Raw genomic sequence first — 15578 nt, 5'->3', positions numbered from 1 at the left:
ACTATTTACTGGTTAATTAATTGGTTAAATAACCAGTTTATGAAAAAACTGTTTAACCGAGAAAAGAAGTTAAGAAAAAACTTCATCATTTATTGAAATGAGGGATTTATGAAATTAAGTAAAAAATATATAGCAGCTGGATCAGCTGTTATCGTATCCTTGAGTCTTTGCGCTTATGCGCTAAATCAGCATCGTTCGCAGGAAAATAAGGACAATAAGCGTGTCTCTTATGTGGATGGCAGCCAGTCAAGTCAGAAAGCTGAAAACTTGACGCCAAATCAGGTTAGTCAAAAAGAAGGAATTCAGGCTGAGCAAATTGTTATCAAAATCACAGATCAGGGCTATGTGACGTCACACGGTGACCACTATCATTACTATAACGGGAAAGTTCCTTATGATGCCCTCTTTAGTGAAGAACTCTTGATGAAAGATCCAAACTACCAACTTAAAGACGCTGATATTGTCAATGAAGTCAAGGGTGGCTATATCATTAAGGTCGATGGAAAATATTATGTCTACCTGAAAGATGTAGCACATGCTGATAATGTTCGAACCAAGGATGAAATCAATCGTCAAAAACAAGAACATGTCAAAGATAATGAGAAGGTCAGCTCAGATGTTGCTGTAGCAAGATCTCAGGGACGCTATACGACAGATGATGGTTATGTCTTTAATCCAGCTGATATTATTGAAGATACGGGTGATGCTTATATCGTTCCTCACGGAGGACACTATCACTACATTCCAAAAAGTGATTTGTCTGCTAGTGAATTAGCAGCCGCTAAAGCTATTCTAGCTGGGAAAAATACGCAACCGAGTCAGTTAAGCTATTCTTCAGCAGCTAGTGACAATAACACGCAATCTGTAGCACAAGGCTCAACTAGCAAGCCAGCAAATAAAGCTGAAAATCTCCAAAGTCTTTTGAAAGAACTCTACGATTCACCTAGCGACCAACGTTACAGTGAATCAGATGGTTTAGTCTTTGACCCTGCTAAGATTATCAGTCGTACACCAAATGGAGTTGCGATTCCGCATGGCGACCATTATCACTTTATTCCTTACAGCAAACTCTCTCCTTTAGAAGAAAAGATTGCCAGAATGATTCCTCTAGCTAGTGACAGTGTGAAACCAACACCATTGGAGAATCCAAGCAAACCAGCAGAAAAACCTACTCAGCAAAACCATCATCATGAGCAAGATGGCGACCATGGAAGTCAGGACCCTAAGCATGAAGAGCATGGACATGATGGAGATGGACATGACCACCATCATGATGAAGACCATGATCACGGTTTTGATGCCGATCGCGTCATTAGTGAGGATGATCAAGGTTTTGTCATCTCACACGGTGATCACAATCATTACTTCTTCAAGAAGGATTTGACAGCTGAGCAAATTAAGGCAGCACAAGACCATTTAAAAACACATCATGATTCAGAGCCTGTAAAACCTCTTGCTAAAACAGTAGAGTCTTTCTCAAGAGATGCTAGCGATGAAGAAAAGATTGCTTATATTTCTAAAACATACGGAGTTCCACTTGAAGCTATTAGGATTTCAAACGGATTCTTTGTTTTTGGAAATCCAGACCAAGCCTACGATCCAACTCATATCCATCCATATGCTGTTCGTAAGGAACACGTTCGGATTCCTCTTCAAACTGGAAATCCAGAACTTGATTTCCTAAATGAACTCTATACCACTGCCTTACGTGATGGTGTGTCTCCTTATAGTTTGCAGGTAGAAAATGGTAGTTTTGTGATTCCTCATGGCGACCACAATCACTACATCAAGGTTCAAACGAAGGGATATGAAGTGGCTTTGAAAAACAAAATTCCAGCCCTGCAATCCAACTATCAACCTGGAGCTTTTGACGAGAAGGCAGTCTTGGAAAAAGTAGATCAGCTTCTAGCTGATAGCAGAAGTATCTACAAAGACAAGCCTATCGAACAAAGACAGATTGAGTTAGCTTTAGGTCAGTTTACTGAAAACATGAAGAAATTGGCAACTAACTCTACAGCAGGTTATCTTGCAACACTGGATCTCTTTGATAAGCAATATATCCATATTGATGAAAGTGTTAAGCCTGTTAAAACAAGCGCTCTAGATAAGAAATATCAAGCCTTGATTGATAAAATCAATACACTAGATACAGATTCTTATGGACTTCCTAAGAAAGACCTTCTCGTTCGACTCCAAGAAGCTAAGTTGGCAAAAGATGAGGCTGCTTTAGCAGCGGTTGAATCACAACTTCAAGCCTTGCAAGATTTTAATGATCGAACAGGTGTTACAACAGTGGAATACATAAAGTATTTCTACGAACACGTCAATGACGGGCGTTTGAGTGATGCACTTCGAAACAAGGTCGCTCAGCTTACTTGGACCTTGTATCAATCTCAATCCTTCCTTAAGGCAGCAGAATTGAACAAATTATTCCCAAGCATCTATCAAGCAAAACAAGAAGTAGAAGAAGCTTTGAAAGCTCAGCCAACTACTGCTAAATCGACTCAGACAGTTCTAGATACTGAAAAAGTAGATAACCAAAGTGCCAAGACAGCTATTTATGGCTTCTTGAAAGAATTGTACGGAGACTTTATGCCTGAAGAACATGTCAATCATGTTAGCAAGGAACAAGTTGAAAGTCTTTTGAGCAAGGCAACTCAACTCTTGGAACAAATTCAAGAAGAAGGAATCAGACAATCCTTGGCAGAAGAAGTAGAAAATCTCAAAGCTGCTACAAACAAGGCTGATGCAGACTTTGATGAAGTAAATAGTCAGGTGAAAGACGTCTTGACTCGTATTGCCAGCGCCCTTCAACAAGAGAAGGAAAATGCTGAACAAGACCCTCAGACGCTTGTACTCTATCAAAAACTCTACGATATTCTTATGTCGCTTCATGCTTATTTAGAAAACAATAAGGGTTCTGATGCGGACTTTGATAAGGTAGATGCTCTACTAGACCAACTGTCTGCTAAGAGTAAGGATAAAGCCGCTTTACTTGAATTGACAAAAGCTATTCTGGTCTTGAATCAAGAAATCAAGTCAAAATCTAGCGCAAGTGAAGAAGCAACTCCAGCAACAAATACTGAGAAGACCAGTACCGAAACGGAAACATCAGCAACTGCGAAATCTAACAGTGAAACTGCAAGCGACGAAAACAAACCAAGCAACACAGGAGATTCTAAACCTGCTGAATCATCTTCAGAAAAGGAAACAACAGAATCTACAACAAGTACTGGAAATCAATAAATACCAGTGGTATAAAAAGAAAGGCGAAGTAGCTGAGCTACCTCGTCTTTTTAGTCTTTATAACCTACGATACCAATGATGGTATCAACGGCACGTTCCATGGTCTGAAGGCTGACGTATTCAAAACGTCCGTGCATATTCTCGCCACCCGCAAAGATATTGGGAGTTGGGATTCCCATAAAGGAAATCTTAGAGCCGTCTGTCCCTCCACGGATTGGTTCAATAATAGGAGTGATACCTAAATCTTCCATCACGGCTTTGGCAATGGTAATTGGAGTCATATCTTTTTCAATGACTTCTTTCATATTGTAGTACTGGTCTGTCAAGTTTAGGGTGATACGGTCGCTACCAAGTTCTTGATTCATCTTATCAGCGATAGACTGCATAGCTGCTTTACGCGCTTCAAAGGCATCTTTTTCAAAATCACGAATGATATAGCTTGCACGCGCCTCCTCTACACTACCTGTTACATTCATAAGATGATAGAAACCTTGGTAACCTTCAGTTAACTCAGGTCGATCATTCTCTGGAAGTTGATTATGAAAATCAATTGCTAACTGAAGGGCATTGACCATTTGCCCTTTGGCAGTCCCAGGATGGACATTGCGTCCTTGGAAATGCAATTCAGCACCCGCTGCTGAAAAGGTCTCGTACTGAAGTTCACCTAGTGGACCACCATCAACAGTGTAGGCAAAATCCACATCAAAATCTTCTGCATCAAATTTATTAGCACCAACACCGATTTCCTCATCTGGACCAAAACCAACACGAATCTCACAGTGTTTGATTTCAGGATGAGCAGTCAGATATTCAATGGCTGTCATAATCTCAGCGATTCCTGACTTGTCATCAGCACCTAGCAAGGTTGTTCCATCAGTTGTGATGAGTGTTTGTCCTGGATATTTTTCAAGACTCTTAAAGTCAGCTGGATCCAGTTTAAAACCAGAATTCCCTAGTTCAATCACACCTCCATCGTAGTTTTCAATTACCTGGGGATTGACCCCTTCGGCATTAAAGTCAGCGGTATCCATGTGGGAGATGAAGCCAATCTTACGTGTTAACGATGAATCGTTTGCTGGCAAGGTACCAATAGCAAAACCATTTGGTAGATAGTAGACGTTTTGCAGTCCAACACGTTTCATTTCAGGAATTAGAACATTGGTTGCGAAGTCAACCTGACTCTGCGTACTTGGAGTAGTACTAGAGTGTTCATCAGAGCGCGTGTTGACCTTAACGTAGGTTAAGAAGCGATCCAAGAGATTTGGGTAAGTCATAAAAAACTCCTTTTGAATTCATTTTTTCCATTGTATCATAGAAAGAAGAGAAAAACAAAAGACAGAAGTTAGGGAAATTCTTTGTGTTAGCGTTTACTTATCAATAAATTAATGATAAAATATACTTGATAAGAATATCACAAGGAAGCAGTTATGAAAAAAGCAATTTTAATGATGACTTTCGGTTCGCCAGAAGAGATTACCTTTGAAGGTGTGGCTGATTTTTTCACAAATATTCGTCGTGGAGTGAGACCTCAAGACCACGAGATTCAAACACTCTATGATAATTATGTACTTATTGGAGGTACGCCTCTGCAAAGAATTACCCGTGAAGAAGTTGCCTTGGTAGAGGCTAGACTGGGGAATGAGTATAGTGTCTATTTTGCCAATAAGTTTTCAAGACCCTTTATTCCAGATGTGATTAGTCAGATGGAAGCAGACGGAGTTGAGCAGTGTATTTGCTTGATTTTGGAGCCCCATTATTCTTTCTACTCTGTCATGGGTTATGAGAAATTTTTAGAAAGCAAGCAAATTCAATTTTTGGTCATTAAGGACTGGTATCAAGAAGAGGACTTGCTAAACTATTGGGCAGATGAAATTGGTAAGATTTTAAAAGAAGAAGTAAAGCAGGATAGCTTTAAAGTCATCTTTTCAGCCCACAGTGTGCCCATTTTTGCCTTGGATTTTGGTGACCCCTATATCGACCAAATTTTTGAAAATAGCAAGCTAGTCGCTGAAAAACTAGGCTTGACTTCAGAACAATATACCAATACCTGGCAGAGTGAGAGTGATATCGGTATTCCATGGATTAAACCAGATGTTTTGGAGTATCTCAGAGAACAGACAGAACATCCAGACCATTATATTTTTGTTCCTATCAGTTTCATCAGTGAACATATTGAAGTCTTGTTTGACAACGATGTGGAATGTTATGACTTGTGTCAAGAATTGGGAGTCAACTACCATCGTCCATCAATGCCAAATACAGATTCTCGTTTGATTGATGCCTTGGTTAATACGGTCAGAGCTAATGAACATCAAGAATTTAAGGAATTTCTCCCAGAAGAAGAAACCTTTGATGAATTAGTTCCTTCAGATGAGACTAAAAATATCTTGGCTGAATCTCAAGATTTACAAATGCCAGAATTTGTGAAAAAACTGATTGAGAAAAAAGGTCGGGAAAATGTTAAGATGCCTTATCTTATTAAGAAAATGCTTGAGAAAGCAGGTAAGTTACCAAAAGAGTAAAGAAAAAGGATTTAGCTTTGCGCTAGATCCTTTTAATCGATTATTTTTTCTCAAGAAGAGCTTTGATTTCTTGAAGTACTTCCAATTCAGTTGGTGCAGCTGGTGCTTCCTCTTCAACAACTTCTTCTTTTTTAGTAAGGCTTTGAGCTTTTTCCATAGCTTTAATAACGAAGAAGAGAACAGTACCTACAACAAGGAAGTTGATAATAGCACTCAAGAATTTACCATATGTAACACCATTCCATGCAAGCTCAGCGATGTTTTGTACTTTCGCAGCTTTCAAGGCTGGGTTCAATAGGAGTGGAGTGATGATATCATTAACAAATGAAGTAACGATAGCACCAAAAGCAGAGGCAATGATCACACCGACAGCAAGGTCAACAACATTACCACGAAGCAAAAATGCTTTAAGATCTTTTAACATTTTCATTTTCCCTTTCAAAAAATTTTTACTCTTAATTATATATTAATTAAGAAGAGCTTGCAAGATATATGCTCAAATTTTTTTATTTTTTAAAAACATATAGCTTGCTTAGAATATAATTAAGAATAATTATTGATATTTGTGCAAGAACTGTTTCGATTGCATTGATTTTGTCAAGACTTTCATTTACGAATTGTCCTATGATGTGAGGAAACTGAGTCACAAACAGAAAAGTAAAGAGCAAATCTAACAGAAAAGTAGAAAGGCGGGCAAGAGAAAATTTTACTAAACGGATAAGTCGATTCTTCCTTGCTTGTTTAAACACAATCGTATCATTTGTGATAAAGGCAAAGAGGATACCGATAATATTTGCTAAAGCAGTAGCGAGGAGTTCTTTATGAGTTAGCTGATAAATGACTAGTCGTGAGAGAATAGAAACTAGAGTCGTCGCAAAACCAAAGAAGAGATAGGCAAAAATCTCATTGTTAAAAATTTTTTGAATACATTTTTCCATGTATTAAGTATAGCATAAAGCAAGTTATTGTGCTATACTAATAAGGTTGATTGAATCAACCCTTGGTGCTTAGCTTCTTTCACCAAGCATATTACACGTGGGTAACCCGCCAAAGGAGAAAAGATGAAAAAATTAACTATTCGTGATGTAGCAGATATTGCAATCGTCGCTGCTATCTACGTCGTTTTGACTGTCACACCGCCCCTAAATGCCATTAGCTATGGTGCTTATCAGTTTCGTATTTCAGAAATGATGAACTTTATGGCTTTTTACAATCCTAAGTACATCATCGGAGTTACCATCGGTTGTATGATTGCTAATTTCTTTAGCTTCGGACTGCTAGATGTTTTTGTTGGTGGTGGTTCAACCTTGGTATTTCTCAGTCTAGGTGTTTGGCTTTTTGCAAAATACAGTAAAGACTACCTCTTCAATGGATTGATTCGAAAAGATCATTTCTTCTTTTCAATCCTCTTTTCAATTTCCATGTTTACAATTGCTGCCGAGTTGAATATCGTAGCGCAATTACCATTTTTCCTTACTTGGTTCACAACAGGAATTGGTGAATTTGCTTCATTGATTATTGGAGCGATTATTATCGGTAAAATTGGTCGTCGAATCGATTTAAGCAAATAGAAGAAGATAAGCTAGGTAGCTCTTACCTGGCTTTTTCTTATGGAAAATGTCTAAGGAAACTTGACAAGTTTTTCTATCTGTAGTATACTTTTTAGGTAAGCTGATTTAGCTCAGTTGGCAGAGCGCATCCATGGTAAGGATGAGGTCGCCGGTTCAATCCCGGCAATTAGCATGAAATAAACAGAAAAGCCCTTGATTTACAAGGGTTTTTGTTATGTCTGCCCCAAATTTTTCAAAGATATAGTAGATTGAAATAAGATGTGAACAAATTGATTGGGGAAATCAAATTAATTTCTAGAAATATTTTAGCAATTGTGGTGCACTATTCCAACTTCAATTTACTATATTTCTTATGCACCTGTGTAAATAAAACTAAAGAGTGTAAGTCTGTTGACAAAAGTCATTCTCTTTAGTAGAATAGTAGATGCGATGAGTCGATAGGTAGTCTTCGGACTACTATTGAGCATAAGGAGGTCATAACGCAGGAGCGGACCTTGATGAGTTGTGTGAACCTGCTCATCACATGAAGATGCCTCTTAGTCCCTGGTCTAACGACTGGGGATTTTTATTGGTAACTTCTAAAACTAACTTCCAGTTTCCCACAACCTAGCTTTTAGTATGAGAAAAACGCGTAAAATCAGTGAAAATTCGTCTTAGACTAACTTCCACTGGTTTTCTTTTTCTTGATATATAAGGGTTCAAAAGCGAAAAGACTTAGAAAAAAGTGCACGACAAATAGCCCTAAACCAGAGTCGTCTTAGAGTAAATTCCAGTTGCTAGCGTTTAGTGTGAGATTTTTCGGATAAAAAAATTATTACATAACAAATAAAAAAACTATTGCATAACAGAGGAAAAAATGATATAATTAAAGCGCTTTCGTTAGTGAGGTGAAAACCATGAAAAAATTAGCAAAAGTTGTTTTATTAGCTAGTTTGTTATCTGTTGGTCTTTTTCAGTCCAGTGTATCTGCTGTGAGCGTTCTTAAAACTTATCGGTATGATTGGAATACCTACTATAAGTCTAGTATGAATTGCTAGAGATATAACTATATTAATTCCCTGTTATGGTATCGTTATGACAGCTATTCAGAGTATAAAGTTGGTTCTGGTTTGAATTACAATCGTTATGAGGTAATAAACTACTCCAGCGGAGGCTATTAATCCAAAAAGGAGGGCTAGATATGTTGCAGCTTACTCATGTGACCTTAAAAACGCGACAAGTCATCTTACAAGATGTTGATTTTACATTTGAAAAGGGTAGGATTTATGGTATTCTTGCTATAAATGGCTCTGGAAAGACGACCCTGTTCCGTGCCATTAGCAATTTAATTCCTATAAGTAGTGGAAATATCGCAGCCACTCCTTCTTTATTTTATTATGAGAGTATTGAATGGCTGGATGGAAACTTAAGTGGGATGGACTATCTTCGCCTTATCAAAAACATCTGGAAGTCAGGTCTGAACTTGAGGGATGAAATTGATTACTGGGAAATGTCTGACTATATCAGCCTTCCCATCCGCAAGTATTCCTTAGGTATGAAGCAACGCTTGGTGATTGCCATGTATTTCCTCAGTCAGGCGAAATGCTGGCTTATGGATGAGATTACAAATGGTTTAGATGAGTATTATCGTCAGAAGTTTTTTGATAGGCTAGCACAAATCGATAGACAAGAACAGCTGGTTCTTTTAAGTTCCCACTATAAGGAAGAGTTGCTTGATGTCTGCGATAGAGTAGTAACCATTCATCAGGGGCAAATAGAAGAGGTTTAGTTTATGAAAGATGTTAGTCTATTTTTATTAAAAAAAGTTTTCAAAAGTCGCTTAAACTGGATTATCTTAGCTTTATTTGTATCTGGACTCGGTGTTACCTTTTATTTTAATAGTCAGACTGCAAACTCCGTCAGCTTGGAGAGCGAGTTGGAAACCCGTCTTGTAAAAGATGAGAGAGTCATCAATGAATATGAAGAGAAACTCTCCCAAATATCTGACACCAGCTCGGAGGAATACCAGTTTGCTAAAGAAAATTTAGACTCGCAAAAAAATCTTTTGACGCAAAAGAAAGAAATTCTGGCTTTGTTAAAAGAAGGACGCTGGAAAGAAGCCTACTATTTGCAGTGGCAAGATGTAGAGAAGAGTTATGAAATTTTATCAAAGGAACCGACTGCTAGTTCTGACTTAAAAATGGCGGTTGACCGCGAACGAAAGACTTACCAAGTCCTATATCCCTTGAACATAAAAGCGCACAATTTAGTTTATCCGACCTACGGGATTGATCAGATTGTCTGGATTTTAGAGGTTATCATCCCAAGCTTGTTTGTGGTTGCTATTATTTTTATGCTAACGCAACTGTTCGCAGAAAGATATCAAAATCATCTGGATACAGCTCAGTTATATCCTTTTTCAAAAGTGACATTTGCAATATCCTCTCTTGGAGTTGGAGTGGGTTATGTAACTGTGTTGTTTATCGGAATCAGCGGATTTTCTTTTCTAGTGGGAAGTCTGATAAGTGGTTTTGGACAGTTAGATTATCCCTACCCGATTTATAGCTTAGTGAATCAAGAGGTAACTATTGGAAAGATACAAGATATGTTATTTCCTGGCTTGTTACTAGCTTTCTTAGCTTTTATCATCATTGTGGAAGTAGTGTACTTGATTGCTTACTTTTTCAAGCAAAAAATGCCTGTCCTCTTTCTTTCACTCATTGGGATTGTTGGCTTATTGTTTGGCATCCAAACAATCCAGCCTCTTCAAAGGATTGCACATCTGATTCCCTTTACTTACTTACGTTCAGTGGAGATTTTATCTGGAAGATTACCTAAGCTGATTGATAATGTCAATCTAAATTGGAGCATGGGGATGGTCTTACTTCCTTGCCTGATTATCCTTTTGTTAGTGGGGATTCTATTTATCGAAAGATGGGGAAGTTCACGGAAAAAGGAAGTTTTTAATAGATTCTAGCTTTCCTATAGGGAAAATAAGTAAAAACTAACATAGAGAGGGAATCAACTTGATTCTCTCTTTTTGATGCGGAAATCAAGACAAAATACAAACACAAACTTTTCAAAAAAGGTAACTTCTCAAAGTAACTTCCAGTTTTGGGAGAGAGATGGAAGTTACTTTGAGAAGTTACCGGGGATTTTTATTTTCCAAAAATTGATGAAAAAGCTTTGCAATTCATGGAAAAAGTAGTATAATACATCTATTATAGAAATTTTTAGAAAATTCCGAAAGAGGTTATTTATGGGATATACAGTTGCTGTAGTCGGCGCGACAGGTGCTGTCGGTGCTCAGATGATAAAAATGTTGGAAGAATCAACACTTCCAATCGATAAAATCCGTTTACTTGCTTCTGCACGTTCAGCAGGTAAGACTTTGAAGTTTAAAGAGCAAGATATTACGATTGAAGAAACGACTGAAACAGCTTTTGAAGGAGTTGATATTGCTCTCTTTTCGGCAGGTGGTTCTACATCAGCTAAGTATGCACCATATGCAGTTAAAGCTGGAGCGGTAGTAGTAGATAATACATCTTACTTCCGTCAAAATCCAGATGTTCCTTTGGTTGTTCCAGAGGTCAATGCTCATGCACTTGATGCCCACAATGGTATAATTGCCTGCCCTAACTGTTCAACAATCCAAATGATGGTGGCGCTTGAACCTGTCCGTCAAAAATGGGGCTTGGATCGTATCATCGTTTCAACTTACCAAGCAGTCTCAGGTGCTGGTATGGGAGCAATTCTTGAGACACAACGTGAACTTCGTGAAGTGTTGAATGATGGAGTGAAACCACGTGATTTGCATGCGGAAATCTTGCCTTCAGGTGGGGACAAGAAACACTATCCTATCGCCTTTAATGCTCTTCCACAAATCGATGTCTTCACTGACAATGATTACACTTACGAAGAGATGAAGATGACTAAGGAAACGAAGAAAATCATGGAAGATGACAGTATTGCAGTATCTGCGACATGTGTGCGTATTCCAGTCTTGTCAGCCCACTCTGAGTCAGTTTATATCGAAACAAAAGAAGTGGCTCCAATCGAAGAAGTAAAAGCAGCTATCGCAGCCTTCCCAGGTGCTGTTCTTGAAGATGATGTAGCCCATCAAATCTATCCTCAAGCCATCAATGCAGTGGGTTCACGTGATACCTTTGTTGGTCGTATCCGTAAAGACTTGGATGCAGAAAAAGGAATTCACATGTGGGTTGTTTCAGATAACCTTCTCAAAGGTGCTGCTTGGAACTCAGTTCAGATTGCTGAAACTTTGCACGAACGTGGATTGGTTCGTCCAACAGCTGAATTGAAATTTGAATTAAAATAGTCATATCGTTTAGGAGTTCAGATGAACTCCTTCTTTGAAATAGAGAGGTGTTTTCATGTCTTATCAAGATTTAAAAGAGTGTAAAATCATCACAGCCTTTATTACCCCTTTCCACGAGGATGGTTCCATCAACTTTGATGCCATTCCAGCCTTGATTGAGCATTTATTGGCGCATCATACGGATGGTATTCTTCTCGCAGGAACGACTGCAGAGAGTCCAACCTTGACCCACGATGAGGAGTTGGAACTCTTTGCGGCTGTACAAAAGATTGTCAATGGACGCGTTCCTTTGATTGCAGGTGTTGGTACCAATGATACACGTGACTCTATTGAGTTTGTCAAAGAAGTAGCAGAATTTGGTGGTTTCGCAGCTGGGCTTGCTATCGTACCTTACTATAACAAACCTTCGCAAGAAGGAATGTACCAGCACTTTAAGGCCATTGCAGATGCTTCTGACCTACCCATTATTATCTATAATATTCCAGGGCGTGTAGTGGTAGAATTAACTCCAGAAACCATGCTTCGCTTGGCTGACCATCCAAATATTATCGGTGTTAAAGAATGTACTAGTTTGGCTAATATGGCTTACTTGATTGAGCACAAGCCAGAGGAGTTCTTGATTTATACAGGTGAGGATGGAGATGCTTTCCATGCCATGAACCTTGGTGCGGATGGGGTTATTTCTGTTGCTTCTCATACAAATGGGGATGAAATGCACGAGATGTTTACTGCCATTGCCGAGAGTGATATGAAGAAAGCCGCAGCTATTCAGCGTAAATTCATTCCTAAGGTTAATGCCCTCTTCTCTTATCCAAGCCCTGCTCCAGTTAAGGCCGTTCTGAACTATATGGGATTTGCAGCTGGACCAACTCGTCTACCTCTAGTTCCAGCACCAGAAGAAGATGCCAAACGTATTATCAAAGTTGTCGTAGATGGCGACTACGAAGCGACTAAGGCAACTGTAACAGGGGTTTTAAGACCAGATTATTAATGAAGACAATAAAATCCATGACCGCAACAACGATCATGGATTTTCCTATTTTCCTAAACAGAATTGGCTAAAAAGTTGGGTGATGAGTTCATCAGGAGCCGCATCACCTGTGATTTCACCTAGAATTTCCCAAGTACGAGTCAAATCAACTTGAAGCAAATCAACTGGCATCCCCAGTTCAAGACCTTCATTAACAGCTTGCAGGCTTTCAACTGCTTTTTCAATCAGGGAAATGTGACGAGCATTAGACAAGTAAGTAGCGTCTTGCTCAACCAAACCAGCATTTTCAAAGAAGAGGTCGTTGATTCTATCTTCAATCTTATCAATATTTTGGTTTTTAAGAACTGAAATGCGGACGACATCTTCTGGAAGTTCCTCGGTTTCGACGGCCTCAGGTAGGTCTGTTTTATTAAGTAGAATAATGCGATTGGTCTCTTGACTGATTTCTAAGAGTTGGCGATCTTGGGCGGTCAATGGCTCGCTAGCGTTTAGAACTAGTAGAACTAGGTCAGCTTCCTTAAGAGCTTTTTTCGAACGATCAACTCCAATTTGTTCAACGATGTCATCCGTTTCACGGATACCAGCTGTGTCAATCAATTTGAGAGGAACACCATTGATATTGACGTATTCTTCGATGACATCACGTGTAGTACCAGCGATATCAGTGACGATTGCCTTGTCTTCACGCAAGAGGTTGTTGAGAAGGCTTGATTTCCCAACGTTGGGACGTCCGATAATAGCAGTGGAAATTCCCTCACGGAGGATTTTGCCGCGACGTGCTGTCCTAAGGAGATTTGTTAGCAATTGTTCAAACTCCATAGTCTTTTCACGGACAACGGCAGTAGTGGCTTCCTCAACATCGTCATACTCAGGATAGTCGATATTGACTTCAACTTGGGCAAGTGTATTGAGGATTTCTTGGCGGGTATTATTAATCAGCTCAGAAAGGGAACCGTCCAATTGTTTGACCGCAATGTTCATGGCCTTGTCAGTCTTAGCACGGATGATATCCATCACTGCCTCAGCCTGTGTCAAGTCTACACGACCGTTTAAAAAGGCACGTTTGGTAAATTCACCAGGTTCAGCCAATCGAGCTCCTTCACGGATAGCTAGCTGGAGAATCTCATTGGTCACCGCAATCCCACCGTGGGTGTTAATCTCGATAATATCCTCACGAGTGAAGGTTTTTGGAGATTTCATGGCTCCAACCATGACTTCGTCCATGATTTTCCCAGTCAGAGGATCAACAATGTGACCGTAGTTTAGAGTGTGGCTGGCAACCTTGCTCAAGTCTTTTCCTTTGAATATTTTTTGCGCAATAGCAAAACTTTCTGTTCCGCTCAGGCGGACAATACCAATAGCCCCTTCACCTAGTGGAGTAGAGATGGCAGCGATGGTATCAAATTCACGTGTAATCATAATATTTCCTTTAATTAATAGCTCTTTTCTTGGAAATTTTCCCAAGTCTCTTTTCAAATTGTAACAAATTTAGGCTATTTCTTCAATGGATGCTACTTGGAGATTGAAAAAGCCTAAGCAATTCTGCTTAAGCTAGCTTACTTGGTGCGCATTTCCCCTTGTGGGAAGTAAGTTCCTTCTGGCATGTCGTTGATGATGACATGGACAGCAGATTGAGGGGCTCCAGTGTTGCGGACAACCGCTTCCGTTACTTCCTTAGCAAGAGCTTTCTTTTGCTCGAGCGTGCGTCCTTCAAATAAATCGATGCGTACAAATGGCATAATAGCTTCCTCCACTAGTTTTTGATTTCTTCTATTTTACCACATTTTGCCGTTTAAAGCTTAAGAAAATTATGATATACTAGAATGTAGCAAAAATTTAGAAATGGACGTGAAGCAAGAAACATGGCACAGTTGTATTATCGTTATGGGACCATGAACTCTGGTAAGACGATTGAGATTCTCAAAGTGGCCTATAACTATGAGGAGCAAGGAAAAGGTGTTGTCATTATGACCTCAGCTCTTGATACTCGCGACGGTGTTGGCTATGTGTCGAGTCGGATTGGCATGAAACGCCCTGCTCTTGCGATTGAGGAAACGACTGATATCTTTGGATTTATCCGTGATTTACCAGAAACACCTTACTGTGTGTTGGTCGATGAAGCCCAGTTTCTTAAGCGTCATCATGTTTACGATCTAGCTCGTGTTGTTGATGAGTTAGACATACCTGTCATGGCTTTTGGCTTGAAAAATGACTTTCGCAATGAATTGTTCGAAGGTTCCAAATACCTCTTGCTTTTAGCAGATAAAATCGATGAGATTAAGACCATCTGTCAGTATTGTAAGAAAAAGGCGACTATGGTTTTGCGAACACAGGATGGACTGCCCGTTTATGATGGAGAGCAGATACAGATTGGTGGCAATGAAACCTATATCTCGGTTTGTCGTAAACATTATTTTGCGCCAATGATAACCTCTAACAAGGAGCAAAACTATGACAATTGAACTAAGAGATGTTACAATGGAAAATTATTTTGATGTTTTGAATTTGGATGTCAAGGAATATCAAAAACAATTCATTGCAACCAACGCAATTAGTTTAGCTGAAGCATACGTCTACACTAAAAATGGAGATTTTGTAGCTCCATTGGCAGTTTATGATAATGATGCAATTATAGGTTTTGCGATGTTAGCTTATGACAAAAAAATCGGAATTAGTAATGGAAATTATTTACTATTTCGTTTCATGATTGACAAGCATTTTCAAGATCAAGGATATTTTAAACCAGTAATGGATAATGTGCTAGACTATGTTCGGACAGCGCCAGCAGGTTTAGCCAATAAACTTTGGTTGTCTTATGAACCAGAAAATGAACATGCAAGATCTTGTTACCTCAGTTATGGATTTAAAGAAACTGGGGAAATATCCGAGAACGAAGTAGTGGCAATCTATGATTTAACAATTGAGAAATAAGG

The 15578-nt window shown here is 39.1% G+C and carries 14 protein-coding genes, 1 tRNA gene and 1 riboswitch; of the genes, 10 read left to right on the top strand and 5 right to left on the bottom strand.

Features of this window, described 5'->3' with window-relative positions; genetic code table 11:
• The first annotated feature begins 108 nt into the window (after positions 1-108).
• On the top strand, positions 109-3246 hold the full coding sequence (locus GEZ84_RS04755; RefSeq protein ID WP_153223676.1) for a pneumococcal-type histidine triad protein: 3138 nt from the start codon (positions 109-111) through the stop codon (positions 3244-3246).
• Between the two features lie 50 nt (positions 3247-3296).
• On the opposite strand, the gene pepT is transcribed toward GEZ84_RS04755, so the two are convergent.
• Positions 3297-4520, bottom strand: coding sequence for a peptidase T (gene pepT / locus GEZ84_RS04750; RefSeq protein ID WP_153223675.1), 1224 nt, complete (start codon positions 4518-4520; stop codon positions 3297-3299).
• 153 nt (positions 4521-4673) lie between these two features.
• On the opposite strand from pepT, the gene hemH reads away from it, so the two are divergent.
• Complete coding sequence (gene hemH / locus GEZ84_RS04745) at positions 4674-5768, top strand: ferrochelatase (RefSeq protein ID WP_153223674.1); 1095 nt, start codon at positions 4674-4676, stop codon at positions 5766-5768.
• A 40-nt stretch (positions 5769-5808) separates the two neighbouring features.
• Here hemH and mscL read toward each other — a convergent pair whose 3' ends face one another.
• Both mscL and GEZ84_RS04735 read right to left on the bottom strand, forming a co-directional pair.
• Entirely contained in the window at positions 5809-6192 is a 384-nt protein-coding gene (gene mscL / locus GEZ84_RS04740) for a large conductance mechanosensitive channel protein MscL (RefSeq protein ID WP_023944241.1), read from the bottom strand.
• A gap of 82 nt (positions 6193-6274) precedes the next feature.
• Complete coding sequence (locus tag GEZ84_RS04735) at positions 6275-6706, bottom strand: GtrA family protein (protein ID WP_153223673.1); 432 nt, start codon at positions 6704-6706, stop codon at positions 6275-6277.
• Between the two features lie 28 nt (positions 6707-6734).
• A riboswitch (PreQ1 riboswitch) is annotated at positions 6735-6832 on the top strand.
• Here GEZ84_RS04735 and GEZ84_RS04730 point away from each other — a divergent pair.
• The 6 genes from GEZ84_RS04730 to dapA all read left to right on the top strand — a co-directional run bounded on the left by GEZ84_RS04730 (position 6830) and on the right by dapA (position 12645).
• The gene (locus GEZ84_RS04730; protein WP_000737072.1) at positions 6830-7339 is read left to right on the top strand and encodes a QueT transporter family protein; all 510 of its coding nucleotides are present in this window, start codon (positions 6830-6832) and stop codon (positions 7337-7339) included. It overlaps the preceding riboswitch by 3 nt.
• A 99-nt stretch (positions 7340-7438) precedes the next feature.
• A tRNA-Thr gene (locus GEZ84_RS04725) sits at positions 7439-7511 on the top strand.
• A gap of 1008 nt (positions 7512-8519) precedes the next feature.
• Positions 8520-9107: an ATP-binding cassette domain-containing protein gene (locus GEZ84_RS04720; protein WP_153223672.1), complete on the top strand. Its 588-nt coding sequence runs from the start codon at positions 8520-8522 to the stop codon at positions 9105-9107.
• Positions 9108-9110: 3 nt separating this feature from the next.
• Positions 9111-10295, top strand: a complete 1185-nt coding sequence (locus GEZ84_RS04715) for a hypothetical protein (RefSeq protein WP_153223671.1) — start codon at positions 9111-9113, stop codon at positions 10293-10295.
• A 282-nt stretch (positions 10296-10577) separates the two neighbouring features.
• Positions 10578-11654: an aspartate-semialdehyde dehydrogenase gene (locus GEZ84_RS04710; protein WP_083989396.1), complete on the top strand. Its 1077-nt coding sequence runs from the start codon at positions 10578-10580 to the stop codon at positions 11652-11654.
• Positions 11655-11709: 55 nt separating this feature from the next.
• Complete coding sequence (dapA, locus tag GEZ84_RS04705) at positions 11710-12645, top strand: 4-hydroxy-tetrahydrodipicolinate synthase (RefSeq protein ID WP_153223670.1); 936 nt, start codon at positions 11710-11712, stop codon at positions 12643-12645.
• 45 nt (positions 12646-12690) lie between these two features.
• Here the strand turns inward: dapA and mnmE are convergent, their stop codons facing one another.
• Together mnmE and GEZ84_RS04695 are read right to left on the bottom strand one after the other, a co-directional pair.
• A complete protein-coding gene (mnmE, locus tag GEZ84_RS04700) occupies positions 12691-14064 on the bottom strand; it encodes a tRNA uridine-5-carboxymethylaminomethyl(34) synthesis GTPase MnmE (protein WP_153223669.1) in 1374 nt (457 codons plus the stop codon).
• A 137-nt stretch (positions 14065-14201) separates the two neighbouring features.
• Positions 14202-14384: a 4-oxalocrotonate tautomerase gene (locus GEZ84_RS04695; RefSeq protein WP_001117401.1), complete on the bottom strand. Its 183-nt coding sequence runs from the start codon at positions 14382-14384 to the stop codon at positions 14202-14204.
• A 123-nt stretch (positions 14385-14507) separates the two neighbouring features.
• Here GEZ84_RS04695 and GEZ84_RS04690 point away from each other — a divergent pair, with 123 nt between their 5' ends.
• Together GEZ84_RS04690 and GEZ84_RS04685 are read left to right on the top strand one after the other, a co-directional pair.
• Entirely contained in the window at positions 14508-15107 is a 600-nt protein-coding gene (locus GEZ84_RS04690; RefSeq protein ID WP_000068137.1) for a thymidine kinase, read from the top strand.
• Positions 15097-15576, top strand: a complete 480-nt coding sequence (locus tag GEZ84_RS04685; RefSeq protein WP_153223668.1) for a GNAT family N-acetyltransferase — start codon at positions 15097-15099, stop codon at positions 15574-15576. Before GEZ84_RS04690 ends, GEZ84_RS04685 begins: the two co-directional genes overlap by 11 nt.
• Positions 15577-15578: the final 2 nt, after the last annotated feature.

Source organism: Streptococcus mitis (assembly GCF_009496155.1).
GTDB lineage: Bacteria > Bacillota > Bacilli > Lactobacillales > Streptococcaceae > Streptococcus > Streptococcus mitis_BQ.
Note: the sequence above shows the minus strand (reverse complement) of the source record. Positions and strands in the feature narration are given on the sequence as shown.